Origin of the sequence: Dyella sp. C11 (assembly GCF_003121485.1) — a bacterium.
GTDB lineage: Bacteria > Pseudomonadota > Gammaproteobacteria > Xanthomonadales > Rhodanobacteraceae > Dyella.
In genome coordinates, this window is the sequence record NZ_QAVX01000005.1 from 102,727 (window position 1) to 125,840 (window position 23,114).

The 23,114-nt window shown below is 63.8% G+C and carries 19 protein-coding genes; 5 read left to right on the top strand and 14 right to left on the bottom strand.

From position 1 onward, the window contains the following. Positions 1-27: 27 nt before the first annotated feature. The 12 genes from secF to DK366_RS07090 form a co-directional block, all read right to left on the bottom strand. Positions 28-993 carry a protein translocase subunit SecF gene (secF, locus tag DK366_RS07035; protein ID WP_109124839.1) on the bottom strand — a complete coding sequence of 322 codons (966 nt, stop codon included), beginning with the start codon at positions 991-993 and terminating at the stop codon, positions 28-30. 16 nt (positions 994-1,009) lie between these two features. Beyond that, positions 1,010-2,881 (bottom strand): protein translocase subunit SecD, encoded by a 1,872-nt coding sequence (gene secD, locus DK366_RS07040; RefSeq protein ID WP_109124840.1) that lies wholly within the window; start codon positions 2,879-2,881, stop codon positions 1,010-1,012. Between the two features lie 88 nt (positions 2,882-2,969). Then, positions 2,970-3,305, bottom strand: coding sequence for a preprotein translocase subunit YajC (yajC, locus tag DK366_RS07045; protein WP_109124841.1), 336 nt, complete (start codon positions 3,303-3,305; stop codon positions 2,970-2,972). Positions 3,306-3,541: 236 nt separating this feature from the next. Further along, positions 3,542-4,669 (bottom strand): tRNA guanosine(34) transglycosylase Tgt, encoded by a 1,128-nt coding sequence (gene tgt / locus DK366_RS07050; protein WP_109124842.1) that lies wholly within the window; start codon positions 4,667-4,669, stop codon positions 3,542-3,544. 667 nt (positions 4,670-5,336) lie between these two features. Continuing rightward, positions 5,337-6,368, bottom strand: a complete 1,032-nt coding sequence (gene queA / locus DK366_RS07055; RefSeq protein WP_109124843.1) for a tRNA preQ1(34) S-adenosylmethionine ribosyltransferase-isomerase QueA — start codon at positions 6,366-6,368, stop codon at positions 5,337-5,339. Between the two features lie 55 nt (positions 6,369-6,423). After that, a complete protein-coding gene (locus tag DK366_RS07060; protein WP_109124844.1) occupies positions 6,424-8,874 on the bottom strand; it encodes a hypothetical protein in 2,451 nt (816 codons plus the stop codon). Between the two features lie 69 nt (positions 8,875-8,943). Beyond that, entirely contained in the window at positions 8,944-10,146 is a 1,203-nt protein-coding gene (locus tag DK366_RS07065) for a DUF3142 domain-containing protein (protein ID WP_232820946.1), read from the bottom strand. Between the two features lie 50 nt (positions 10,147-10,196). Further along, complete coding sequence (locus DK366_RS07070; RefSeq protein ID WP_109124846.1) at positions 10,197-10,799, bottom strand: response regulator transcription factor; 603 nt, start codon at positions 10,797-10,799, stop codon at positions 10,197-10,199. Continuing rightward, positions 10,796-11,977 carry a sensor histidine kinase gene (locus tag DK366_RS07075; RefSeq protein ID WP_109124847.1) on the bottom strand — a complete coding sequence of 394 codons (1,182 nt, stop codon included), beginning with the start codon at positions 11,975-11,977 and terminating at the stop codon, positions 10,796-10,798. Before DK366_RS07075 ends, DK366_RS07070 begins: the two co-directional genes overlap by 4 nt. Then, positions 11,974-13,224 (bottom strand): sensor histidine kinase, encoded by a 1,251-nt coding sequence (locus DK366_RS07080; RefSeq protein ID WP_109124848.1) that lies wholly within the window; start codon positions 13,222-13,224, stop codon positions 11,974-11,976. Before DK366_RS07080 ends, DK366_RS07075 begins: the two co-directional genes overlap by 4 nt. A gap of 6 nt (positions 13,225-13,230) precedes the next feature. Further along, a complete protein-coding gene (locus DK366_RS07085; protein ID WP_109124849.1) occupies positions 13,231-14,016 on the bottom strand; it encodes an ABC transporter permease in 786 nt (261 codons plus the stop codon). After that, on the bottom strand, positions 14,016-14,930 hold the full coding sequence (locus tag DK366_RS07090; protein WP_109124850.1) for an ABC transporter ATP-binding protein: 915 nt from the start codon (positions 14,928-14,930) through the stop codon (positions 14,016-14,018). The genes DK366_RS07085 and DK366_RS07090 overlap by 1 nt, the downstream gene beginning before the upstream one ends. A 286-nt stretch (positions 14,931-15,216) precedes the next feature. Between DK366_RS07090 and DK366_RS07095 the strand changes: the two genes are divergently transcribed. From DK366_RS07095 to upp, 3 genes are all read left to right on the top strand, one after another. Continuing rightward, positions 15,217-16,713 (top strand): aminotransferase class III-fold pyridoxal phosphate-dependent enzyme, encoded by a 1,497-nt coding sequence (locus DK366_RS07095; RefSeq protein WP_109124851.1) that lies wholly within the window; start codon positions 15,217-15,219, stop codon positions 16,711-16,713. Positions 16,714-16,906: 193 nt separating this feature from the next. Further along, entirely contained in the window at positions 16,907-17,251 is a 345-nt protein-coding gene (locus tag DK366_RS07100; protein WP_109124852.1) for a PsiF family protein, read from the top strand. Between the two features lie 239 nt (positions 17,252-17,490). Further along, positions 17,491-18,132 (top strand): uracil phosphoribosyltransferase, encoded by a 642-nt coding sequence (upp, locus tag DK366_RS07105; RefSeq protein WP_109124853.1) that lies wholly within the window; start codon positions 17,491-17,493, stop codon positions 18,130-18,132. Here the strand turns inward: upp and DK366_RS21160 are convergent. Further along, positions 18,129-18,365 carry a hypothetical protein gene (locus tag DK366_RS21160; protein ID WP_157956467.1) on the bottom strand — a complete coding sequence of 79 codons (237 nt, stop codon included), beginning with the start codon at positions 18,363-18,365 and terminating at the stop codon, positions 18,129-18,131. The two genes, upp and DK366_RS21160, sit on opposite strands and share 4 nt — an antisense overlap. Positions 18,366-18,378: 13 nt before the next feature. Between DK366_RS21160 and DK366_RS07110 the strand changes: the two genes are divergently transcribed. Together DK366_RS07110 and DK366_RS07115 are read left to right on the top strand one after the other, a co-directional pair. Continuing rightward, entirely contained in the window at positions 18,379-20,019 is a 1,641-nt protein-coding gene (locus tag DK366_RS07110) for a methyl-accepting chemotaxis protein (RefSeq protein ID WP_109124854.1), read from the top strand. Between the two features lie 154 nt (positions 20,020-20,173). Further along, positions 20,174-22,090, top strand: coding sequence for a phosphodiesterase (locus tag DK366_RS07115; protein ID WP_109124855.1), 1,917 nt, complete (start codon positions 20,174-20,176; stop codon positions 22,088-22,090). 49 nt (positions 22,091-22,139) lie between these two features. Here the strand turns inward: DK366_RS07115 and pip are convergent, their stop codons facing one another. After that, positions 22,140-23,096 (bottom strand): prolyl aminopeptidase, encoded by a 957-nt coding sequence (gene pip, locus DK366_RS07120; RefSeq protein WP_109124856.1) that lies wholly within the window; start codon positions 23,094-23,096, stop codon positions 22,140-22,142. Positions 23,097-23,114 lie beyond the last annotated feature (18 nt).

Sequence of the window (23,114 nt, forward strand, 5' to 3'; positions counted from 1 at the left end):
CCTTTCCATCGGAGCCTTGAGTCGCACTTACGGACGACGCGCCAGCTCCGGGTTTTCCTTGGTCTTGGGCATCAGGTCCTGCTTGGACACGCCCAGCCACAGCAGGATCGGGCTCGCCACGAAGATCGAGGAGAGCGTACCGACCACGATGCCGATCAGCATGGTGATGGCGAAGCCGTGCACGGCCGGGCCGCCGAAGAAGTACAGCGCGGCCATGGTGATGCCGGTGAACAGCGCGGTGATGATGGTTCGCGACAGCGTGTTGTTGATCGAGCGGTTGAGGATCTCTTCCGGCTCGGCCTTGCGGGCGAGGCGGAACAGTTCGCGCACGCGGTCGAACACCACCACCTTGTCGTTGATGGAGTAACCGATCACCGCCAGCACCGAGGCAAGCACCGTCAGGTCGAATTCGCGCTGCGTCAACGCGAAGATGCCGACCGTTACCAGCGCGTCGTGAGCCTCGGTGGCAATGGCCGCCACGGCGAAGCGCCACTCGAAGCGGATGCCCAGGTACAGGCCGATGCCCAGCACCACCACGATGGCGGCCACGATACCGTCACTGCGCAGTTCCTCGCCCACGGCGGAACCCACGTAGTCGCGGCTCTTCAGCTTGGCATCGGGACGCGCGACCTGCAGCACCTTGGTCACGTCTTCGGCGATCTTGTCCAGGTTCACCTTGCCGCCGTCGGCCACGCCCGAGTTCGGGTCGTCCTTGGGCTGCAGGCGAACGGAGACTTCCTTGGTGCCGCCCAGGCTCTGCACCAGGGCATGCTCCATGCCGCCCTTTTCGAGGGCGTCGCGGACTTCACCGACCTGCACCGGCTGGTCGTAGTCCATCACCAGCGACACGCCGCCGGTGAAATCCAGACCGTAGTTCAGGTGCTTTACCGAGATCAGCACGACGGAGGCGACCATCAGCAGGATGGCGAGACCGACGGAGAACTTCCTCATGCCGAGGAAGTTCACGTTTGCGTTGTGGTTGAAGATTTCCATGATTGATTGTTCCTCTTCAGACCGACAACGTCTTGAGCTTGCGATGACCGTGGATCAGCGCGGTGATGGCGTGCGTCACGGTGACCGAGGTGAACATCGAGGTCAAAATACCGATCAGCAGCGTCACACCGAAGCCCTTGATCGGGCCGGAGCCCATCGTGGTCAGCGCGAGCGCGGCGATAAGGTGGGTGACGTTGGCGTCGAGAATGGTGGCCCACGCCTTGTCGTAACCGGCGCGAATGGCTGCATGCGGCGACGAACCATTACGCAATTCTTCGCGTATGCGTTCGCAGATCAGCACGTTCGCGTCGATCGCCATACCCAGCGTCAGCACGATACCGGCGATGCCCGGCATGGTCAGCGTGACGCCGATGGCCGACATCACGGCAATCAGGATCACCAGGTTGAAGAACAGCGCGATATCGGCCACCAGGCCGAACAGCTTGTAGTAAACCGCAGCGGCCAGCAGCACCAGGGCAAGGCCGAGCGTCACGGCACGCAGGCCCTTGGCGATGTTGTCCTGGCCAAGGCTAGGACCGATCACGCGCTCTTCGACAATGTCGACAGCTGCCGCCAGCGAGCCGCCCTTGAGCAGCAGTGCCAGCTCGGAGGCTTCCTTCGGACTGCGCAGGCCGGTGGTCTGGAAGTTCTTGCCGAACACGCCATTGATGGTGGCGTAGTTGATCACCTCTTCGGTGACCTTGGGCGTGCGCACTTCCTTGCCGTCGACCACCTTGGTGTCGACCACGCGCTCCACATACACCACGCCCATCGGCTTGCCGACGTTGCCAGTGGTGAAGTCCAGCATCTTCTTGGCACCTGCCGCATTCAGCGTGACCGACACGGCGGGCGAACCGCTCTGCTGGTCGAACGAGGACGAGGCATCCACCAGCTGGTCGCCGGTGACGATGATGTTCTTGCTGAGCAGGTACGGACGGCCGTCGCGATCCTTGTAGAGGCGCGCATCCGGCGGAATGATGCCCGAGCGGGCGGCATCCACGGCCTGCTGCGGCGTGCCGTAACCCGCACGGTATTCCAGCGTGGCCACGGCACCGATGAGCTTCTTCGCTTCGGCCGTGTCCTGCACGCCAGCCAGCTCGACCACGATGCGGCTGTCGCCCTGCTGTTGGATGATCGGCTCGGACACGCCCAGCGCGTTGATGCGGTTACGCAGCGTGCCCAGGTTCTGGCGAATCGTGTTGAGCGAAAGCTCGCGCAGCTTGTCCGGACGCACCACGGCGTTGAGCGGGAAGCGGTCGCCGGTGGCGTTGCCGTCCGTCACGGTGAGGTCGGGATAGTCGGCAGAAATGGCGTTGGCGGCAGCGGTACGGTCCTCGGCGGACTTCAGCACCACGGACACGCCCTGCCCGCGCTGCGCGTTGCGCACCACGGATTCGTAGCGGATGTTCTTTTCGCGCAACAGGCTGCGGATGTCATCCGCATAGCGCGTTTCCTGCTTGTCGACCACGTCGTCCAGGTCGACCTGCATGAGGAAGTGCACGCCGCCCTGCAAGTCCAGGCCCAGCGGCATGGAGTGCGCGCCGATCGCGGTGAGCCAGTGCGGCACCGTCGACTTCAGGTTGAAAGCAACCGTGTAGTCGTCGCCCAGCGCGGCCTTGATCGCGTCAGAGGCGCTCTTCTGCAAGTCGGCGTTGGTGAAGCTCGCCAGCAGATGGTCACCATTGAGCTCGATGCCCGAACTGGCGACGTTCGCCTTCTTCAGCGCGTCGGCCACCTTCTGCTCAAGCGCCTGGTCGACCGTGCCGTTGCGGTTCGCCGTGATCTGCACGGCGGGTACCGGCAGGAACACGTTGGGCAACGCATAGACAATACCGAGCACCAATACGATGGCGACCAGCGCATATTTCCAGCGTGGAAAATCACTCATGCCTTGAATCCGTCAAAAGCCGCGGCATGAGGCAGCCGCGGCGAGCAATGCATCGTGGTGACCGGGGCCCCTCAACCCCGGCAAGTCGTCAGGACGACTTCAGCGTGCCCTTCGGCAGCACCTGCTGCACGGCACCCTTCTGCAGCTTGATCTTCACGTTCGGAGCGATCTCGACCGTGACGAAGCTCTCACCGATCTCGTCCACGCGACCGGCGATGCCGCCGTTGGTGACCACCTCGTCGCCCTTGGCGAGAGCGGAGATCATGGAACGATGTTCCTTCTGGCGCTTCATCTGCGGGCGGATCATGACGAAGAACATGACCACGATCAGCAGCACCGGCAGGGCCAGGCCAAAGAGCGGGTTGCCCTGTGCGCCGGCAGCCGGAGCGGCCTGGGCCATCACGAAAGACATCGGAAAAGTCATCAGCTTGTCTCGCAAGTTGCGGTATCGACAGGGTTTTCCGCCGAAACCTGATAAAAGATCGTGGATTATGCCACGCGCCCCCGGGCCCTGCATGCGTCACAAGGCCAGCCCGACGCAGGTTCTGGCGTCAAAACGGTCGGATTCCAAGGGGGGGACCGGGATTGGGCGTGCCTGGTTCCCGGAACCGCTTCGTGCACCGTCATTCCAGCCGTGGCCGGACTGACGGGCCAAGACCGTCAGTCCGAGAGGCCGCCGGCGCGACGCGCGTAGAACTCCGCCACGAAGTCGTCCAGCTTGCCGGCCGCGATGGACTCGCGAAGCCCTGCCATCAAGCGCTGGTAGTGACGCAGGTTGTGCATGGTGGCGAGCTGGCTGCCCAGGATTTCGTTGCAGCGATCCAGGTGCCGCAGATAAGCGCGGCTGAAGCCATTGCTGCATGCATAGCAATCGCAGCCTTCCTCGATCACGCGCGTATCCAATGCGAACTTCGCATTGCGGATGCGCAGCGTGCCTTCCGCGGTGAACAGGAAACCATTGCGTGCATTGCGCGTGGGCATCACGCAATCGAACATGTCGATGCCGCGACGCACCGCTTCCACGATGTCTTCCGGACGACCCACGCCCATCAGATAGCGCGGCTTGTCCACCGGCAGCATCGGCACAGTGAAATCCAGCGTGTGATTGCGTTCGGCTTCCGGCTCGCCCACGGCAAGGCCGCCCACGGCGTAACCGTCGAAACCGATGTTCACCAGGCCTTCCGCCGAACGGCGACGCAGGTTTTCAAACACGCTGCCCTGCACGATGCCAAACAGCGCATTGGGATTGCCGAGGTCATTGAACGCGCGACGCGAACGCTCGGCCCAGCGCAGGCTCAGCTCCATCGACGTCGACGCCACCTTCTCCGTCGCCGGATACGGCGTGCATTCGTCGAAGATCATCGCGATATCCGAATCGAGCACCTTCTGGATGCGCATCGATTCTTCCGGCGAGAGAAACACCTTCGAGCCATCCACCGGTGACGCAAAGGCCACGCCTTCCTCGGTGATCTTTCGCTTGTGCGCCAGCGAAAACACCTGAAACCCGCCGGAATCCGTAAGGATGGGTTTGTCCCAGCCGATGAATTTGTGCAATCCACCAAACTGCTCCACCACCTCAAGGCCGGGGCGCAGAAAAAGGTGGAACGTATTGCCCAGGATGATCTCGGCGCCGATCTCGCGGACATCCCGCGGCGTCATCGCCTTCACCGAGCCATACGTGCCCACCGGCATGAAAGCCGGCGTTTCCACCGTGCCACGGTCAAAGGTAAGACGGCCACGGCGAGCCGCGCCGTCAGTGGCCTGAAGTTCGAAAGTCATGGAAGTCATCGGGTAATTATCGCGTGTTCTGGGTTGCGGCGCTTGGAGCGCCGTGCAGACCCGCTTCCTTGGCTTGGTCCAGGGCTGAAGCAAGGCCCGTCGTTTCCGACGAATTGCCTATCAGAGCCTTGCATTCTGGTTTGCCTCGGCCATCGCTTTTTGCCCTGGCTCTTGGCTCCGGCTCTCGCTCTTGGCTCTCCGGGCCCCCGTATGACAGCGGCGGGCGGGTGAAGGATCAGCCCGCAGGGTGGCTGGCAGGGATGCCAGCCAGTTTGTCGTCAGGGCAGGATGCCCTGTCGACAAACCCCGTAGCCCGCACGCGAACCTGGAGGCCGAAGGCCGGAAGGCGCGTCATCCGGGGTGCCTTTTCTTTTGGTTACTTTTCTTTGGGCAAGCAAAGAAAAGTGACCCGACGATCGGCAGATCGTCGGAAGCCCGCGGCAGGCGAGCCAGGTCGCCACAGCGCTTCAACTGAGCGACAGAGCAAGGGCAAAGTCACTGGATCCCAGCCTTCGCTGGGATGACGGTGAGGGATAGGGGTGTCATCGCAAGGATGACGGTGAGGGATAGGAGCGTCCTCGCCAGGATGACCGTGAGAGATAGAAACGTTCCCGCGAGCACCCACCCCCCACCCCAACCCTCTCCCCGAAGGGGAGAGGGAGCTGCCTGCCAACCGTTACTTACCCTGCGGCAAGATCAACATCGCATCGCCATTCGAGAAAAACCGATAGCGCTGCTCCACCGCATGCCGATACGACCCCAACATGAAATCCCGCCCCGCCAACGCCGACACCAACATCAGCAACGTCGATTGCGGCAAGTGAAAGTTCGTCAGCAAACCATCGACGCTGGTGAACTTGTAGCCGGGGAAGATGAAGATCTGCGTTTCACCGGCGAACGGCTGCAGTTCGCCATCGCGCACGGCACTCTCCCGCGCCCGCACCACCGTGGTGCCCACAGCGAAGACACGACCACCGGCCGCGCGCGTGCGGCGAATCTGCTCCACCAGGCTCGCGCCCACGTTGAGCCACTCGCGCTGCATCTGGTGGTCCTTGATGTCGTCGGCACGCACCGGCTGAAACGTACCCGCACCCACATGCAGCGTGACGTAGCCGAACTGGATGCCGCGTTCGCGCAACAACGCCAGCGTGGCTTCGTCAAAATGCAGACCGGCCGTGGGCGCGGCAACGGCGCCAGGCTCGCGTGCAAACACCGTCTGGTAACGCTCCAGGTCGCTGGCGTCGGCGTGGCGCTCGATATACGGCGGCAGCGGCATTTCGCCCAGGCGCAGCAGCAACCGTTCCAGCGGATCGGTCGACTCGAAGCGCAGCCGGAAGAACGGCCCTTCGCGCCCCAGCACCACGGCATGGCTGCCGTCGGCCAGTTCGATGCGACCACCTTCCTTGGGCTTCTTGCTGACGCCCAACTGCACGATGGCTTCATGTGCACCGGTGACGCGCTCGATCAGGATTTCCACCTGACCGCCGGTGTCCTTGCGGCCATAGAGACGCGCCGGCAACACACGCGTGTCGTTGAACACCAGCAGGTCGCCTTCGCGAAGAAATTCCGGCAGGTCGCGGAACATGCGGTCCTGGCGCGTCTGCGCCTCCACATCGAGCACCAGCAGGCGGCTGGCCGAACGCTCGGCCAGCGGTGCCTGGGCGATCAGCTCGGGCGGGAGTTCGAAATCGAAATCGGTCTTCTTCACGGCGGGGATACTGGCGACGAATGGGCCATTATCCCCCAAAACCCTGCCCCGCCCTTCAGACCGCGGTTTTGCGGCGCCGACGGCGAACCAGCCAGATGGCCATCGCCACCACCACCAGCCCACATGCCGCCAGTGCATGCGGGAAGTAGCGCCGCGCGACATGCCGTACCTCAGCCACCTGTTGCGCGCGCTTCAACGCACGGGCCCGGTCGAAATCCGGCTCTTCGCAGTTGCTGCCGAAATCCTCCGCCCACGCCACGTAGGGCCCCTGCTTCACATAGCGCTGGTAGAGCGTGGTGGCACGGCGCATGCGCTCGGACGGCTGGCTGGGCGCCGCATCGCCGTAGAACTGATAGTGATCCTCGTAGTCGGGCGGCCCTTCCAGCATCCAGCCGGCGGCCTTGCACAGAACGGCCGCGAAGGCCTGCGAGCGCGGCGGCAGCAGATCGGCGGCCTGGTTTGCCTCGTCCGCCGCCACATAGCGATAGTGGAAACGGTAGTCCGGCTTCGCCACGCTGTCGGCGTATCGCTGGCGCTCGCCATCGGTCACGTAGGCCTGCTTGAGCGACTTCGGGGCCTGGCCGCTGCCACCTTGAAAGCTGCCACCGTTGTCGCTGAAATCCGGGCCTTGTTCGTAGCCCAGGATTTCCATGCCGTCTTCGCGTGCGATGACGGATGCCGTGTAAAGCGCCTGCGCCTTGCTGATATCGGACCACGCATGCTTGCTGTCGCGTAGCGCGGTTGCATAAGCGGCGGCCTTGGTGCGCAGATTGGATGGCTGCGTCTTGCCACTGTCGTCCGTGGCGGCGACGCGCGGATCGTCATCCTTGGGAAAATAGGCCCGTGCTTCGTCGTAGCGCGCCGCGCGCATCAGGCGACGAGCAAGCAACCAGCGCAGGTTGTCGGCCAGCGGAAGCTGGCCACGCCCATCGCCGTCTGCCTGTTTGTCTTGGGAGGGCGCCGGCGATGCAGGTGCGCGTGCATCCACAAAACTTTTCAGTTCGTCCACGGTGAGCACGCGTTCGGCCATGTACGACGCGTCATTGGCATAGCCGATGCCCATGCCAGCGTCCACGCCTTCATCGATGGCGTTGTAGTCGTTGCCATCACCGCCAACCGCCTGTGCAGCGTCGTAAAGATGCCCCATCGCCTCCACGTACTCGCCACGCGCCAGCGCGAGCACGCCTTGCTCGCCGGTAATGAGATGCGTGTTGGACGGCTCGACCACCGCGTGCGGATCGTCCACCTTCGGAAACGCCTTCACCGCAGCAGCGTAAGCCGCATTGGCAGCGGCGAGATCCCCCTTTTGCAGCGCGAGTTTGGCGCGCACCCATTCCGCCATGGGCCCCGACGATTTGTTGACCAGTCGAGCAGCAAGATCGTAATGGCCGACCTCGTAGGCCAGCGAAGCAAGACGATCCGCAGCTTGCACTTCGTCCACACCTCGCTTTTCGATGGCGTCGACCAGCGCAGGAAGGCGTGCATCGATCTTGTTCCTGGGTGAGGCGCTCGTCGTGTCGTACGACGGGCCATCCATGCGTGCCAATGCATAAGCGACGAGCAAACGCTGCGAGCTGGCATTGTCGATCAAGGCACCCATGAGTGTCGGGTGGCGCATGGAGAAATCCGCTACTGCCGCCAGCGAGTTCACCGCACCATCGGAACCATGGCCGGCTTGTGCCGCGTAGAGCGTGATGGCGCGCTTGAAGTCATCCGCACTGATGCCTTCCGCACACTTGGCGTCAAAGCCCGGATTGCGCTCACCGGCCTCGTCTGCCGTGCCATTTCCGGAATCCTGTTCGGCAACGCCGTAAAGATCAGCCCACGTACACTGCTTGCCGTGACTGTACAGATAAAGGCGGGCTTCCTCGCCGAAGCTGTCCACGGCGAGCCCTTGTGTGTCGGATGCACCATCGACGGCACGCGTGCGTGCCAGCTGGAATGCCTTGGCCGCCGCTGCGCGTTCGCGCTGGAAGGCATCCGGATCCGATGCATGTTCGTTGGCCTGTTGCGCGTGAATGCGCCCCAGCATGTAAGCCGCCCAGACGGAGCGCAGTGACGACTGCGCCGTCGGCAACGCCAGCACCTGTTCGAAACGCGTGGCCGCCTTGTCGGTATCGCCGCGGGTGTAGTCGACGGCTCCGGCCGTGTAGGCGCGCAAGTCTTCGGGAAGATCCTTGCCCTGGTCGTAAGCGGCATCGCCATGGTCCAGCGCGCGCAATGTCTTGATACGCGACAACTGCGAGGCGCTCACACCCAGCGACTTGGCTTCCGCATCGTCATCCTTGGCCCCATCGCCATAGCGCGGCGACTCCTGGCTCTGCAGCTTGTCCGTGGCGGGCAACAGGTGCATCGCCTCGAACGCGAAGCTGTTCTGCGGCACGTATTTCAGCGTCGCCGCGCGCTCGTCCAGCAACTGGTTGGGAAACATGGGGCCGCAAGCCCAGGCCACGGCGCCGGCAAGGCCGACGACCAACGCAGCGACGATTCCTTGGCGCTTCAACATGGTTTCACCTGGAGTAAGGCGCTCCGCGCCCGATGCCTCAAGTATGGCGAAAATGCCGGGTGGCCGGCATCAGGTTTCAACCCGCAACGACGGCGGTGCGGGGCAGCGAAGCCATCCCACCAACAGCGCCTGTCCCGCGCGCAGCGTGCCGGTGCGGGATCGCTGCAGATAAAGACCTGCCGTCCCCCGCTGCAATGTATATCCGTTGATGCCATCGGCCAGCACGCAAGACCCATCGACACGAACGAGCGACGGCAGGCTCAGGTCGGCATCGCCCTCGTTCACCAGGCGCACGTCGTAGCGCCCGGCATCGCTGGCAGGCTCCGCCCGCGCGACCAGCGATGCCCGCAAGGCGATTCGCCCCAGCACTGCTTGCCAGCTTGCGGCGCTCCAGGCACGTGCATCGTCACTGGTGGGAAGGCGGAACCACACGATGCCAATCAAACCCGGCGGTACGTCGCTCTCCAGCGTCGAGACGAACTGCTGCATGGCGCGCGGATCGGCGAAGAGCTCGCTGGTGTCGTCGTCACGACTCAATGTGGGACGTTCGCTTTCGATGGCGGAAACACGCCCCTGCGTATCCCAGCTTACCCGCGTGCCGTAGGCAGGCAAGGCGACTCGCCATGGTTTGCGGGTGTGGTGCGCGAAGTCCTGCATCCATGCCCTCGCCTTGCCCGCGTCAAACAGGCCCGCACGTGGCGATTGCACCGCATGCACCTGCAATACCGATTCGTCCGCTTGCGCGAGCAAGCCATCAAGGTCGGCACTTTCCAGCCAGGTGGGCAACGCCGTCAGCGAGAGACGTTCGCCGGCCTGCAACGACGGACGCAGAACCTGGAGAAAATGCGTGTACGCCGGCAGGCGTGCCGTGCCGGCATCGTGGTCCAGCTCGATGCCCGCGAAGGCGATTCCCTGTTGCCGCCACCGACCGAGCACCGTTTGCACGTCGGCAAGCAGCGCGGCTTCATTCCACTGGCGTAGCTGTCCCTCGATGCGCACGACCGCCACGACGGGCTTTCCGCTGTCCGCCAGCGCCCGCCAGTCGGGCGTGAATACACGCCACTGGCCCTGCACGTCCATTTCCGCTGCAAGCACGCGCCACGCACGCACCGACTGGCCTTCGCTCTGCACCGCCTGTACGAGTGCGGGCGTCCACTGGCGTTGCCACACATAGGCATCATTGGGCAGCGATGCGCCATGCGGTGCACACGCCGCCAGCACGCCACATGCAAGCAGCCACAGACCCATCCATCGGAATAGCGGGAGATGCACGCGTACGCCTGTCACCATCGGGGATGCACTATTGCACCCGATTGCGTGTACTACAGCCAGCCCTTCTGCCTTGCCAGGCGATAGGCTTCGATGCGATTGGCGGCGCCAAGCTTGCCGATGGCTTCGGAAAGGTAATTGCGCACGGTGCCGTGCGACAGGTTCAACTGGGTGGCGATGTCGTTGGCGGATTGACCTTCCCCCGCCAGGCGCAGCACCTGGCGTTCGCGGTCATTCAAAGGATCAGCTTCGGACCAGGCCTCCAGCGCAAGTTGCGGGTCGATGGCGCGACCGCCACGATGAACCATGCGCAGCGCTTCAGCCAGGTTTTCAGCGGGCGCATCCTTCAGCAGGTAACCGGAAACACCCGCATCCAGCGCACGACGCAGGAAACCCGAACGTGCAAACGTGGTGACGATGATCACCTTGATCGGCATGTCGTGGCGTTGAATGCGCTGCGCCAGCTCAAGGCCCGTAAGCCCCGGCATTTCGATATCGGTGACCAGCACATCCGGCTTCAGGCGTTGCAGTTCGCGCCACGCGGCTTCGCCATCGGGCGCCGAACCCAGCACCTCGATATCGCTCTCGAGGTTGAGCAGCGCGGACAACGCGCCGCGCACCATGGCCTGGTCTTCGGCCAGCATTACACGAATCATGCAGCACTCCTGTCATCCAGCACGGCGGTCGGCGCATCACTGGCGACGTCCGCGGATTGTTCTTTGTGCCTTGGCACCCGCACGGTCAACAGCGTGCCGCGTCGCGGTGGCGAGTCGATCTTCAGGCTGCCGCCCAGCGCGTGAATGCGCTCGCGCATGCCACTGACGCCGTTGCCATGCGCACTCAGGCCACCACAGCCGTCGTCGCGCACCCGCATTTCAAACTGGTCACCGCTCGTGGTGAATTCCACCCACGCGGACTGCGCCCGCGCGTGGCGATGAATGTTCGTCACCGCCTCCCGAAGCACCAGCGCAAGCGGCGCTTCGACCTGCGTCGACAGGCGCGTGTCATCGGGCAAGGCCCCGCTGAAATTGAGGCCCGATGCCTCCAGCATCAAACGGGCAGACACCAGCTCCGCCGCCAGGTCGCCACGACGCATGCCGGTGACGGCGGTACGCACTTCGGCGAGCGCGTGGCGCGCCACGCGCTCCACCTCCTCCATTTCGCGCTGCGCACGCTCGGGGTCCACGCGCGCGAGTTTGCGCGCCAGCTCGGACTTCAGTGCCACCAGCGACAAGGTGTGGCCAAGCAGATCGTGCAGATCACGGCCAATGCGCTCGCGCTCGGCGAGGGTGGCCAGCCGGCGAACCTCGTCCTGTGACATGCGCAATGCTGCATCCCTGCGGTGGTTGTTCATGCGCAGGAAATGACCGAAGCCGGACGCGAGCGCCACAAACGCAATCAACAGCATGACCCACGGCGACATGTGCAGCCGCCAGGCTTGAAAGGCCACGGGAACGGCCAGTATCGCCAGACCGGTCAGCCAACGGCGCAGCGATTGAAGGTACGCCATGCACATGCCGGCCGACACGATGAAGCCGATGGCCACGCCATTGAACGGCCACACCAGCATGCCGAGCAGGCCAATGCCCGCGGCATACCAGGGCAGGTAACGATAGGGTCCGGCGTAGATCCTGTAGTGAAAGTACAGATAGATCGGCGCAGAAATGAGCGTCGGGAGAAGCCAACGCGTCCAGGTGGTTCGAGCATCGGTGATGGGACCGATGAACAATGCGGCCACCCAAACAAGGTTGGCCATGGCCTCCCAGCGCAGGTAGCTTGGCGAGCCCAGCTTGCCCAACAGCGAGTCGGGATGAGGAGTGAACCAGGCTTTCATGTGGCTTGGCGCTCCTGTGAATGCCAGTCGGCGAGCGGCGCATCCGTGACATCGCCTTCCTGCAACGTCTCGCGCAGCTGCGGACGCGATCGCAGGGGCACGGTGATGCGCAACGACGTGCCGCCGCCCGAGGGTGATATCACTTCCACCTTGCCGCCGAGCGCGCGCACGCGTTCTTGCATGCCGTTGAGCCCATTGCCGTGCGCGCCGATGCCGCCACGACCATCGTCCTCGATGCTGAGCATCAGGTTGTGACTCATCACGTGGGTGGTGACGCGCGCACGGCTGGCCCGCGCATGCCGGGCGATGTTGGTGACCGCTTCGCGCAGCACCAGCGCAAGTCCGCGTTCCACATCCACCGGCAGCGAGGGTGGCAGTTCGTTGCATTCGAACGACACCGCGGACGATTCGAGCATCAGCCGCGCGGACGCCAGTTCTGCAGCCAGATCGGTGGCACGGATACCCGACACGGCAATGCGCACCTCGGACAGGGCATGACGCGCGACGCGCTCCGCCTCAGCCATTTCGCGCTTGGCGGCTTCGCTGTCGCGATCGAACAGCTTGCGTGACAACTCCAGCTTCAAGGTGATGAGCGATAGCGTGTGACCCAGCAGGTCATGCAGATCGCGGCCAATGCGCTCCCGCTCGGCGAGCGCGGCGAGGCGGCGCACTTCGTCATGGGAGAGCTGAAGCTCGGCTTCCTTCTCCTCGCTGAGTCGTTCCGCGTGCACCACCAGGCCAATGAAGATGGACGTGATGGGTATCCATATCCACGCCTGCCACGAGTAGTGCAGGAGCAGCACTTCGACCACCAACAGGGTATTGAGCACCACGAGCATGGCCATGTAGCGCCAAAGCTCCATGCGGCAACTGCGCAGCATGATCGTGCCGTACACGAAGTAGGAAAGCGCGCTGGGATACCAGGGCAGCAGCACCAGCGCCAAGCCCACCAGGCCCAGCGCGTAGTAGCGCGAATGCCGGCGCGAGGCGGTGCAGCTCTTGGCGTAAAGCACCAGGAATATGGGATAGGACAGCAGCGTGAGCCACGCCCACTGCCAGGTGTACCTGTCGAAGATAGGGGTGATGAACACCCACACCGACCACAGCAGGTGAATGGCATCCACCCAGGGCGACTTGCCCTTGCGGATACCGATGGCCACCAGCGAGTCCGGCGCTGGCGTCAACCAGTCTTGCAGCCATTGACGCACCGTACCACCCTCCCCGTGATCCGCCTGCTCCTCGTGCATGCTACTTCAACCAAGGCGACGCAGGCGGCGTACCGCCAGCAGGAAGAAGCCGGCGGTGTAGGCGAACAGCACCAGCAGGTGAGGCCACGCGTTCACGTGCTCCAGGCCGATGGCGCCAAGCGCGAGTTGCTGCAGGTGCGCGCTCGGCCAGATCGGCGCAATGCGCTGCAACACCGACGGCAAGGCCGACAGCGGAATCCACAGCCCCGAGAGGAACGACATGGGCAAGTAGATGATATTGACCACGCCGGGCGCGCCCTGCCCTTTCACCAGCGTGCCGACCAGCATGCCGAGCGCGCAGAACGGCAAGACGCCAAGCATGCCCGTGACAAGCAGCGACAAGGCCTGCCTGATGCCCAAAGGCACGTGTGCCAGCGCGACGGCAAGGGCAAGCAACAACACGATGACCATGCCGGCTGCCAGCATCGCCATCACCATCTTGCCCAGCAGGTACGCACCGGGCGGCATCGGCAACGCGCGCTTCAGTGTCAGCAGGCCGTTGTCGCGTTCCAGCGCCAGTGAAACGCCGAAGCCGAACAGGCCCGGACTCATCACGCCGAACACGCTATAGCTGGCCAGCAGGTAGCGGGCGGCGTTTCCGGGGGCGTTGTGGTTCATCACGATGCCAAACAACAGATAGAACATCGTGGGAAACAAGGTGATCGGCAGCAGGAAGCCCGGCGCACGAAAATAGCGCAAGCATTCGCTGCGGGCTTCGGCGACATACGCACCGAACACACGGCGCGGTGTCATGCCTTGGTGGGAAATGATGTCGAGCGCGGTGACGGACATTACGCAGCCTCCTTTGTCGTATCGGCATCGCGAGTCAGTTCGGTGAAGGCTTCCGCAAGGCCGGCGCGTCGTACTTCCAGTTCGCACAACGCGGGGTCGGCATCGAGCAGGCGACGCAATACGTTTTCAGGTGCGTCGCTATGCAGGTGAAGATGTTGTCCATCACGTTCCGCATGGGACACGTGGGGCCACGTCGCCAACGAGGCGGCGTCGAGATCGCTGATGCAACGAATGCGCGTCATCGCGACACGCGAGCGCAATGAATCCACGCTGCCTTCGCTGAGCACGCGCCCCTTGCCCAACACCACCACCCGTTGTGCCAACGCCTCGGCCTCTTCCAGATAGTGCGTGGTGAGCACGATGGCGCAGCCTTCGCCAACCAGGCGCCGAATGGCCGTCCACAGTTTCTGTCGCGCTCCGATATCCATGCCCACGGTGGGCTCATCGAGGAACAACAACTCGGGACGTCCGCACAACGCCATGGCGAATTGCACGCGGCGTTGCTCGCCACCCGACAGTGCGGCGTAGCGTCGCGACAACAAGCCTGTGACGCCAGCGAGTTCCGCCGTTTCATCGAGCGTTCGCGGCGCGGGGTAATAGCTCATGGTGAGCCGTAACAGTTCTGATACAGCCAGCGTCTGCGGCAACGATGCCGTTTGCAGCATGACGCCGATACGACGTCGGGCACTGATGTCCTGAGGGTCCTTGCCGAACAGTTCCACCTTTCCCGCATCGGCGCGTGTCAACCCCAGCAGCAGGCTGATCGCGGTGCTTTTGCCTGCGCCGTTCGGGCCCAGCAAAGCCAATAATTCGCCGCGGTGCAGCATGAGATCCAGGCCATCCAGCGCCGTTAAAGCGCCGTAATGTTTAACCGCGCCAGCCAGGCTGGCTACCACTGCAACAGGCTTTGTCATGGCTGCTCCTCCTTGCCTGCCATGCTAGGTGCCACAAGGGTGTGTCAGCAGTTGCCCCCGTCAGCCGGCGAAGGTGACAAGCGTCACCCGGGGTACCGGCCGCGACAACGCCGCGTTATGCTCGGAAAACCGTTGCAGCGCCACATCCGTGATGGATCGCACTGCGACATGGCCATAGAGCCAGGAAACGCTGATGGGTCGCGCGTTTCCACAACCATGCAAACGTAGACATGTCGATGTGCGTGCCATCGGGACGGCAGGCAAGTCGACCTTGAAGGAGGAACTCATGGGCGTGATTGATCAGCTGCGCGAATTGCGCGAATTCGGCGGCGCACCGCTGACCACCGGCCTGGATGACGCGGCCATCGAACGTTTTGCCGCCAGCCATCCGGCGTTGGCGCAAGCCATCACCGAAGCGGTGGCGCGTCATCGCGAACTGCGCGACGAACTGGGCGACTTCCTCAAGCTCGACGAAGCCCGGCAGCTCGTCGTGTCGCAGCAGGAAATCGTCAACTTCTACCCGACCGACGGCATCAACACCTACCTGCCCGCCGCAGCGCGCGGCCCGTGGGTGGTCACCCTCAAGGGTGCGGTGATCCACGACAACGGCGGCTACGGCATGCTGGGCTTCGGCCACAACTACGCGTCGATCGATGCGGCGCTGGCGCGTCCCCAGGTGATGGCCAACGTCATGACCGCGAGCATTTCGCAGATGCGTTTTGCCAAGGCCATGGATCGCGAACTGGGACGCCACCGTGGCGGCAATCCTTATACGCGCTACCTGATGCTCAACTCCGGCTCCGAAGCGGTGGGCCTCGCCTGCCGCATTGCCGACGTGAACGCCAAGCTGCAGACCGATGCCGGCGCGCGTTATGCGGGCCGCAGCATCAAGCGCGTTGCCGTGAAGGGCGCCTTCCACGGCCGTACCGACAAACCGGCGCTTTATTCCGACTCCACGCGCAAGACCTACGTGCAGCACCTGGCCAGCTATCGCCAGGAAGACACCTTGCTCACCGTGCAGCCGTACGACATTGCACAACTGGAAGCCGTGTTTGCCGACGCTGACAAGAACGGCTGGTTCATCGAAGCAATGTTCCTTGAGCCGGTCATGGGCGAAGGCGATCCGGGTCGGGCGGTGACGCCGGAGTTCTATGCCAAGGCGCGCGCGCTCACCGAAGCACACGGTTCGCTGCTGCTGGTCGACTCTATCCAGGCTGGCCTGCGTGCGCATGGCGTGTTGTCGGTCACCGACTACCCGGGCTTCGAGAAACTGGCTCCGCCGGATTTCGAAACGTTCTCCAAGGCACTCAACGCGGGCCAGTATCCGCTGTCCGTGCTGGCCGTGACGGAGCGCACCGCCGAGCTGTATCGCAAGGGCATCTACGGCAACACCATGACGGCGAATCCGCGTGCACTCGACGTGGCATTGGCTACGCTCGATGCACTCACCGACGACGTGCGTTCCAACATCCGCGAACGCGGCAAGGAATTCGTCGACAAGCTCAACGTGCTGAAGACCGAACTGGGTGGCCTGATCACCAAGGTGCAGGGCACCGGCCTGCTGTTCTCGTGCGAGCTGTCGCCGGAGTTCAAGTGCTACGGCGCCGATTCCATCGAGGAATACATGCGCGAACGCGGTGTCGGCGTGATCCACGGCGGTACCAATTCGCTGCGCTTTACCCCGCACTTCCTGGTCACCAGCGACGAAGTGGACCTGGTGGTGTCGCACGTTCGCCAGGCCTTGCTGCACGGCCCGCGCAAGCTCAAGGCCGAAGCGGCCTGACGCTTCAATTCGCCGGCATCGTTCGGAACCCCCGACGATGCCGGTGATGGCGTTAGGCGATGTCCTCCGGCAACCCGGAAGTCTCCTTGCTGAATGGCTTGCACCGTAAAGCGGTCAGCCACTCCCCGACACCCTCCGACCGGGCATAAACTTGCGCCGCCGGCACTCGCCGGTCATCCAGGAGGGTACCCGCATGACTTCGCGTCTGAGCCTGATGGTTGCCAGCGTTGCGCTGGCGTTTGCCGCCTCCACCGCCTTCGCAGCACCCCAGGACGCGGCCAGCAGTACGCCCGCCAAGAATTCACAACAGCAACGCATGACCGACTGCAACAAGCAGGCGACCGGCAAGACCGGTGACGACCGCAAGACCTTCATGAGCAGCTGCCTGAAGGGCGAAAGCGCCGCACCCGCCAAGATGACGCAGCAGGAAAAGATGAAATCCTGCAACGCCGATCCGCAGGCCAAGTCGCTCAAGGGCGATGCGCGCAAGCAATTCATGAGCACCTGCCTGAGCAGTTCGCCCAGCGCCGGTCACTGAGTACACGCACCCCTGTCTTGAAGGTGCCGGCATTGCCGGCACTTTTTTTGTGCCCAAAAAATCGTGTACGTAGCTCCATGTAGGAGCGCACTTGTGCGCGACCGCGGCCTGATCGTGCACCGAGGCGATGATGCAGGCCGCGGTCGCGCACAAGTGCGCTCCTACAGAAAAGGGCGGAAAACTGCGCGGTGGACCGCACATCGGTCACAATTGCCACATCATCCGGCAGGCAGTCCCCCATGAAGATCGTCGAAGTCCACCATCCCCTGATCCAGCACAAGCTTGGCCTGATGCGACGCGCCGGCATCAGCACGAAGGAGTTTCGCGAGCTTGCTTCCGAGGTCGCCTCGCTCCTGACCTACGAAGCCACCAAGGACCTGGAAACCGTCGAGCAACGCATCGAGGGCTGGGCCGGTCCGCTGACGGTGCATCAGATCAAGGGCAAGAAGGTCACCATCGTGCCGATCCTGCGTGCCGGCCTGGGCATGCTGCCGGGCGTGCTCGACATGATTCCGGCAGCCAAGGTGAGCGTGGTCGGCCTGCAACGCGATGAAGAAACGCTTAAGCCCATCGCGTACTACGAAAAGCTCACCGGCCGCATGGACGAACGCATCGCCATCATCGTGGACCCGATGCTGGCCACCGCCGGCACATTGGTTGCGACGGTGGACATGCTCAAGGCCGCGGGCTGCAAGCGCATCAAGGGACTCTTTCTCGTGGCGGCACCGGAAGGCTTGCAGCGCATGGAAGTGGCGCATCCGGATGTGGAGATCTACACCGCGTCGATCGACGAGCGCCTCAATGAACACGGCTACATCCTGCCCGGCCTGGGTGATGCCGGCGACAAGATCTTCGGCACCAAGCAACTGCCCGCCAACTAAGTCACCCGTTCCCGTGGTGCACCGAGCCCCGCCTCATCAGCGGGGCTTTTTTGTTGTCGGCGGAATGAGAACGGCAGCACGAAAGTCACGGAGCCGACATCTTTCCGTGTCATCTTCTCCGCGCCGTTTCGCTCCGGCGAAACGAAACTAACAATATGAATTAAAAGACCTTTTTTTGATTTTTTGGCTAAAGTTGCCGAGCGGTGGGCCGACAGCTCTTGCAGTTCCCTCACCCCGGATCTCCCCATGTTCAAACTCTCCAAGCAGATCTCCGGACTGACCTTGCGTCGCCGCCTGCTGCTGCGTCTGCTGGCCATCCTTACGCTGCTGGCCATCACCTGCGTGGCGGGCGTGGTGCAGCTGCGTCGCGCAGACACGCGCATCCAGGGCGTGGTCGAAGGTTCGCTGAGTCCGGTCGCGGACGTGGGCCGCGTGCAGAACGACTACAACAGCACGTTGCAGGTACTGGTCCACGCGGTGATGTCCCAGCTTCCCTCGGCCGTGGAAGATGCGCATACGCGCATCCACGCCGATCGCATCGATGCCGAGCGTCACTGGAAAGCACTGGAAAGCAGCGAGCTCGCGCGCGAGCAAACGCAGGCGCTCAAGCTCACCGTGACGCATCGGGCAGACGCCGACCGCACCATCGACGAGACGCTCACCCTGCTCGATGCCGGCCAGTTCGACATCGCCGGCCTCAAGCTGACCACCGAAGTACAGCCCGCCTACGAACCGCTGCAAAGTGATTTCGCCAACCTGTTCCAGGCCGCGCTGGCCAAGGGCAATCAGCAGGTGGACATGCAGCGCGCGGCGGATCGCGACGGCATGATCCTGTTGCTCGTGCTGCTGGGCGTGGCACTGGCTGTCACCATCGTGATGGATGGCGCACTGATGCGTTCGCTGATGCAACGCCTTGCGCGCGCTACCGACGTCGCGGAACGCATTGCGGCAGGCAGGCTCGGCGAGCCTGTGAACATTGGCGCCAACGACGAACTCGGCCAGTTGCTGCGTACGCTGGCATCGATGGACGCCCAGCTGACCCGCGTGCTCGGCGAAGTACGCAGCGGTGCCATTTCCGTGGGCGAGCGCGCACGCCGCCTTGCCCAGGACAACGACGCGCTGAGCGAACGCACGCAGGCGCAGGCCGCCAGCCTCGAACAGACAGCCGCCTCCATGACGCAGATGGCGGATACCGCGACGCAAGGCGCCGGTCACGCCGATGGCGCGGCAGACGCCGCGCGTGACGCGCTGGCGCACGTTGAGCACGGCCGCGTGGTCGCGGGCGAGGCGATCGATTCCATCCTCGCCATCGAAAAAGCCAGCCGCGACATTGCCGAGATCGTGGACCTGGTCGACAGCATCGCCTTCCAGACCAACCTGCTTTCGCTCAACGCCGCCATCGAAGCGGCACAGGCCGGTGAAAAGGGCCGCGGCTTCGCCGTGGTGGCCAACGAAGTACGCCAGCTTGCACGCCGCTGCGTGGACGCGGGCAAGGACATCCGTCGCCTGGTCGAACGCAGTGGTGAAGCCGTCGATGCCGCACGCGAACGCGTGATGCGTTCCGGCGAAGCCTTGGACGGCATCGTGCTCAGCATGGGCAGCGTGTCCGAGCGCGTGTCGCATATCTCGCACGCGTCGCGCGCACAGGTCGGCGGCATCCATCAGGTCAGCCGTGCCGTGATGGACATGGACGGCATGACCCAGGCCAACGCGGACCTGGTGGAAGACATCAACCACACCGGTCGCGCCCTCGCCAACGATGCGGACGCGCTGATGCACCAGGTCGCCTTCTTTCGCCTTCCCGGCCGGGAAGATTTCCACGAGTCGATGCATGACGCACGACCCTCACCCGCAGTGACGCTTCCTGTTCAGGCCGCTGCGGCCTGACATCGACCCGGGCAATGCCAGCCAGTCTCGCCTACCATTACACCCCTCACGCCATCCAGGGCGTGTTGGCACGTATCAAGTGGCCCGCGCCGGGAGCTGTTTGCCCGCAGGTCAAGGAAGAACGAGGGCGTGTATGTCGATACACAACCGAGTGATGACGCGGACCTGGGGGCAAACAGACCCGGCCCGAAGGGTTGACTCTCCCCGGCCGCTGGCGGGCAGCGTGCCGCTCGAACAGGCCACCGGCCTGCCCTTCGCCCCCCACTGCCCGCCAGCGCCCGGGGAGAGTCAACGTGGGCTACTTGATAAGTGCCAACACGCCCTAGAGCGCGCACTCGTTGCAGGAAGCCTCACGCCGGTCTTCCAGCCCATAGTGCGCATCGACACCATGGAAGTCGTCGCGCATGAGGGGTTGAGCCGTTGCGGCTTCATGCCCGGGAATATTTCCATTCTCGACCTGCTCGACCTTGCCCGCATGGAAGGCCGGCTCGCCGAGCTGGAACTGCACGCCGCACGCACCTTGTGCGGCGCGTTCGCTGCGCAGCAGGCGGAAGGCCGGCTGCTGGTCAACCTGAGCCCGCACGCGATTCTGCACGACTCCCTGCGGCCGGACGACGTGCTCGCCGCGCTTTCCGCCTGCGGACTCGACCCGGCACGCGTCACTATCGAGGTGACCGAACGCGATGTGGTCGAAAGCCCCGCGCGCCTCGCGCACGCGCTGGGTTATCTGCGAGCGCATGGCGTGCGCATTGCGCTGGACGATTTCGGCAACGGCCATTCCAACTTCGAGATGTGGAACGAGATTCACCCCGACGTGGTGAAGATCGATCGCTACCTGGTGCATGGCGTCTCCCGCAGCGCAGGCAGGCTGGCCATCGTGCGCTCGCTCTGCCAGGTCGCCGAATCGCTGGGCACGGACCTGGTCGGCGAAGGCGTGGAAGATCCGGCCGACCTTCGCGTGCTGCGTGACCTGGGCATTCCCTATGCGCAGGGCTTCCTGATTGGCCGCCCTGCGGAGCAGACCGCACGCGAGGCCAGCACGGCATCACGTCAGTTGCTGCGCGCGCCTGCCGTGCCGGTACTTCCCCGCCCTCGCGGGCCGGTAACGCAGCGGCCCACCCAAGTGCGTCATTTGCTGATCGAAGCGCCCTCCGTGCAGCCTCGCCAGACGAACGATGAAGTGATGGCCCTGTTCGTCGATCATCCGGAAATGCATGCGGTCGCGGTGGTCAAGGACGGCCACCCCATCGGCCTCATCAACCGGCGGCTGGTCAACGAACGCATGGCGCAGCCGTTCGCCCGCGAACTGCTCGCAAGAAAATCGTGCACGGCATTGATGAATACCGCGCCGCTCATCTGCGACGAAAATCGCAGCCTGGAAAGTCTTGCCGACGTGTTGCGCGGCGAAGACCAGCGCTATCTTGCCGATGGTTTCATCATCACGCGCCAAGGCCAGTACCTCGGGCTGGGCACCGGCGAGGCACTCGTGCGGCGCGTGAGCGAACTGCGCATCGAGGCTGCACGGCATGCCAATCCGCTGACCTTCCTGCCGGGCAACATTCCCACCACGGAACATCTGGAACGCCTGATCGACGGCAGCGAACCGTTTACCGTCGTGCACGTGGACCTGACGGACTTCAAGCCGTACAACGACCTCTACGGGTACTCGCGCGGCGACGAAATGATCCGCCTGCTTTCGGGCCTGCTCGGCGAGCATGTGGACCCCGCGCTCGACTTCGTCGGCCACATCGGCGGCGACGATTTCGTGTTGCTGTTCCAGAGCAACGACTGGGAAGCACGGTGTCAGCGCGTCATCGATGCGTTCAATGCGCGATCACCGCAATTGTTCGACGCCGTGGACATCATTCACGGTGGGCTGCATGGCAAGGATCGCCGCGGCGAACCGCAATTCTTCCCCTGCACCACGGTGGTGATGGGCGCGGTGGAACTTTGCCCGCCCTTGCCACAGCGCGCGCAATCCATCGCCATGCTGGCCGCCCGCGCCAAGCGCCATGCCAAACGCGCGCACAGCGGCCTGCACGTCTTCCCAAGACTCGTGGCGCCGGCATGAAAAAACCCCGGCCGTTGCCGACCGGGGTTTCAGGCAGGACGTAAAGCGATCAGCCGCGGAAGCGGTCCGTAGCCTGTACCAGTTCGGAGATATTGCCCGGCTCGAACGCCGAATGACCGGCATCCTGCACGATGCGCAGGTCGGCTTCCGGCCATGCACGATGCAGATCCCACGCGCTGCGCATGGGGCAGACCACGTCATAACGGCCCTGCACGATCACGGCGGGAATCTTGCGGATGCGATCCACGTTGCGCAGCAACTGATCGTCGTATTCAAAGAAGCCGCCGTGCACGAAGTAATGACACTCGATGCGTGCAAAGGCCAACGCAAACTCGTCCTCGCCGCTGGACTGGATGTGCCCTTCGTCCTGCCACAGGTAGCTGGTCGCACCCTCCCACACCGACCACGCACGCGCCGCTTCCACGCGCTCGATGGGATCGCTGCTGGTCAGGCGCCGGTAGTACGCGCTCATCAGGTCGCCGTGCTCCACCGCCGGAATGGCCTTCAGATAGGTTTCCCATGCGTCCGGATACAACGCGTCGCAACCCTTCTGGTAGAACCATTCCAGCTCCCAGCGGCGCAGCATGAAGATGCCGCGCAACACCAGCTCGCTCACCCGCTCCGGATGCGTTTGCGCGTATGCAAGCGCCAGCGTGGAACCCCACGAGCCGCCGAACACCTGCCACTTACCGATGCCCAGGTGTTCGCGGATACGCTCGATGTCGTTCACCAGGTTCCACGTGGTGTTCTCGTGCAACTCCGCGTGTGGCGTGGACTTGCCGCAACCGCGCTGGTCGAACAACACGATGCGGTACACCGCCGGATCAAAGAAGCGGCGGCACTTCGGATTGGTGCCACCACCCGGGCCGCCGTGCAGGAACACCACCGGCTTGCCGTTCGGGTTGCCACTCTGCTCGTAGTACAGGGTGTGCAGGTCGGAGACCTTCAGCATGCCGGTGTCGTACGGCTCGATCTCGGGGTACAGGGTGCGGCGTTCCTGCGACATGCGCGTGCTCCGGAAGCG

Coding starts and splice junctions, on each gene's coding strand:
- secF (WP_109124839.1), bottom strand. CDS start 993: ATGGAAATCTTCAACCACAACGCAAACGTGAACTTCCTCGGCATGAGG.
- secD (WP_109124840.1), bottom strand. CDS start 2,881: ATGAGTGATTTTCCACGCTGGAAATATGCGCTGGTCGCCATCGTATTG.
- yajC (WP_109124841.1), bottom strand. CDS start 3,305: ATGACTTTTCCGATGTCTTTCGTGATGGCCCAGGCCGCTCCGGCTGCC.
- tgt (WP_109124842.1), bottom strand. CDS start 4,669: ATGACTTCCATGACTTTCGAACTTCAGGCCACTGACGGCGCGGCTCGC.
- DK366_RS07060 (WP_109124844.1), bottom strand. CDS start 8,874: ATGTTGAAGCGCCAAGGAATCGTCGCTGCGTTGGTCGTCGGCCTTGCC.
- DK366_RS07070 (WP_109124846.1), bottom strand. CDS start 10,799: ATGATTCGTGTAATGCTGGCCGAAGACCAGGCCATGGTGCGCGGCGCG.
- DK366_RS07075 (WP_109124847.1), bottom strand. CDS start 11,977: ATGAAAGCCTGGTTCACTCCTCATCCCGACTCGCTGTTGGGCAAGCTG.
- DK366_RS07080 (WP_109124848.1), bottom strand. CDS start 13,224: ATGCACGAGGAGCAGGCGGATCACGGGGAGGGTGGTACGGTGCGTCAA.
- DK366_RS07085 (WP_109124849.1), bottom strand. CDS start 14,016: ATGTCCGTCACCGCGCTCGACATCATTTCCCACCAAGGCATGACACCG.
- DK366_RS07090 (WP_109124850.1), bottom strand. CDS start 14,930: ATGACAAAGCCTGTTGCAGTGGTAGCCAGCCTGGCTGGCGCGGTTAAA.
- DK366_RS07095 (WP_109124851.1), top strand. CDS start 15,217: ATGGGCGTGATTGATCAGCTGCGCGAATTGCGCGAATTCGGCGGCGCA.
- DK366_RS07100 (WP_109124852.1), top strand. CDS start 16,907: ATGACTTCGCGTCTGAGCCTGATGGTTGCCAGCGTTGCGCTGGCGTTT.
- upp (WP_109124853.1), top strand. CDS start 17,491: ATGAAGATCGTCGAAGTCCACCATCCCCTGATCCAGCACAAGCTTGGC.
- DK366_RS07110 (WP_109124854.1), top strand. CDS start 18,379: ATGTTCAAACTCTCCAAGCAGATCTCCGGACTGACCTTGCGTCGCCGC.
- DK366_RS07115 (WP_109124855.1), top strand. CDS start 20,174: ATGACGCGGACCTGGGGGCAAACAGACCCGGCCCGAAGGGTTGACTCT.
- pip (WP_109124856.1), bottom strand. CDS start 23,096: ATGTCGCAGGAACGCCGCACCCTGTACCCCGAGATCGAGCCGTACGAC.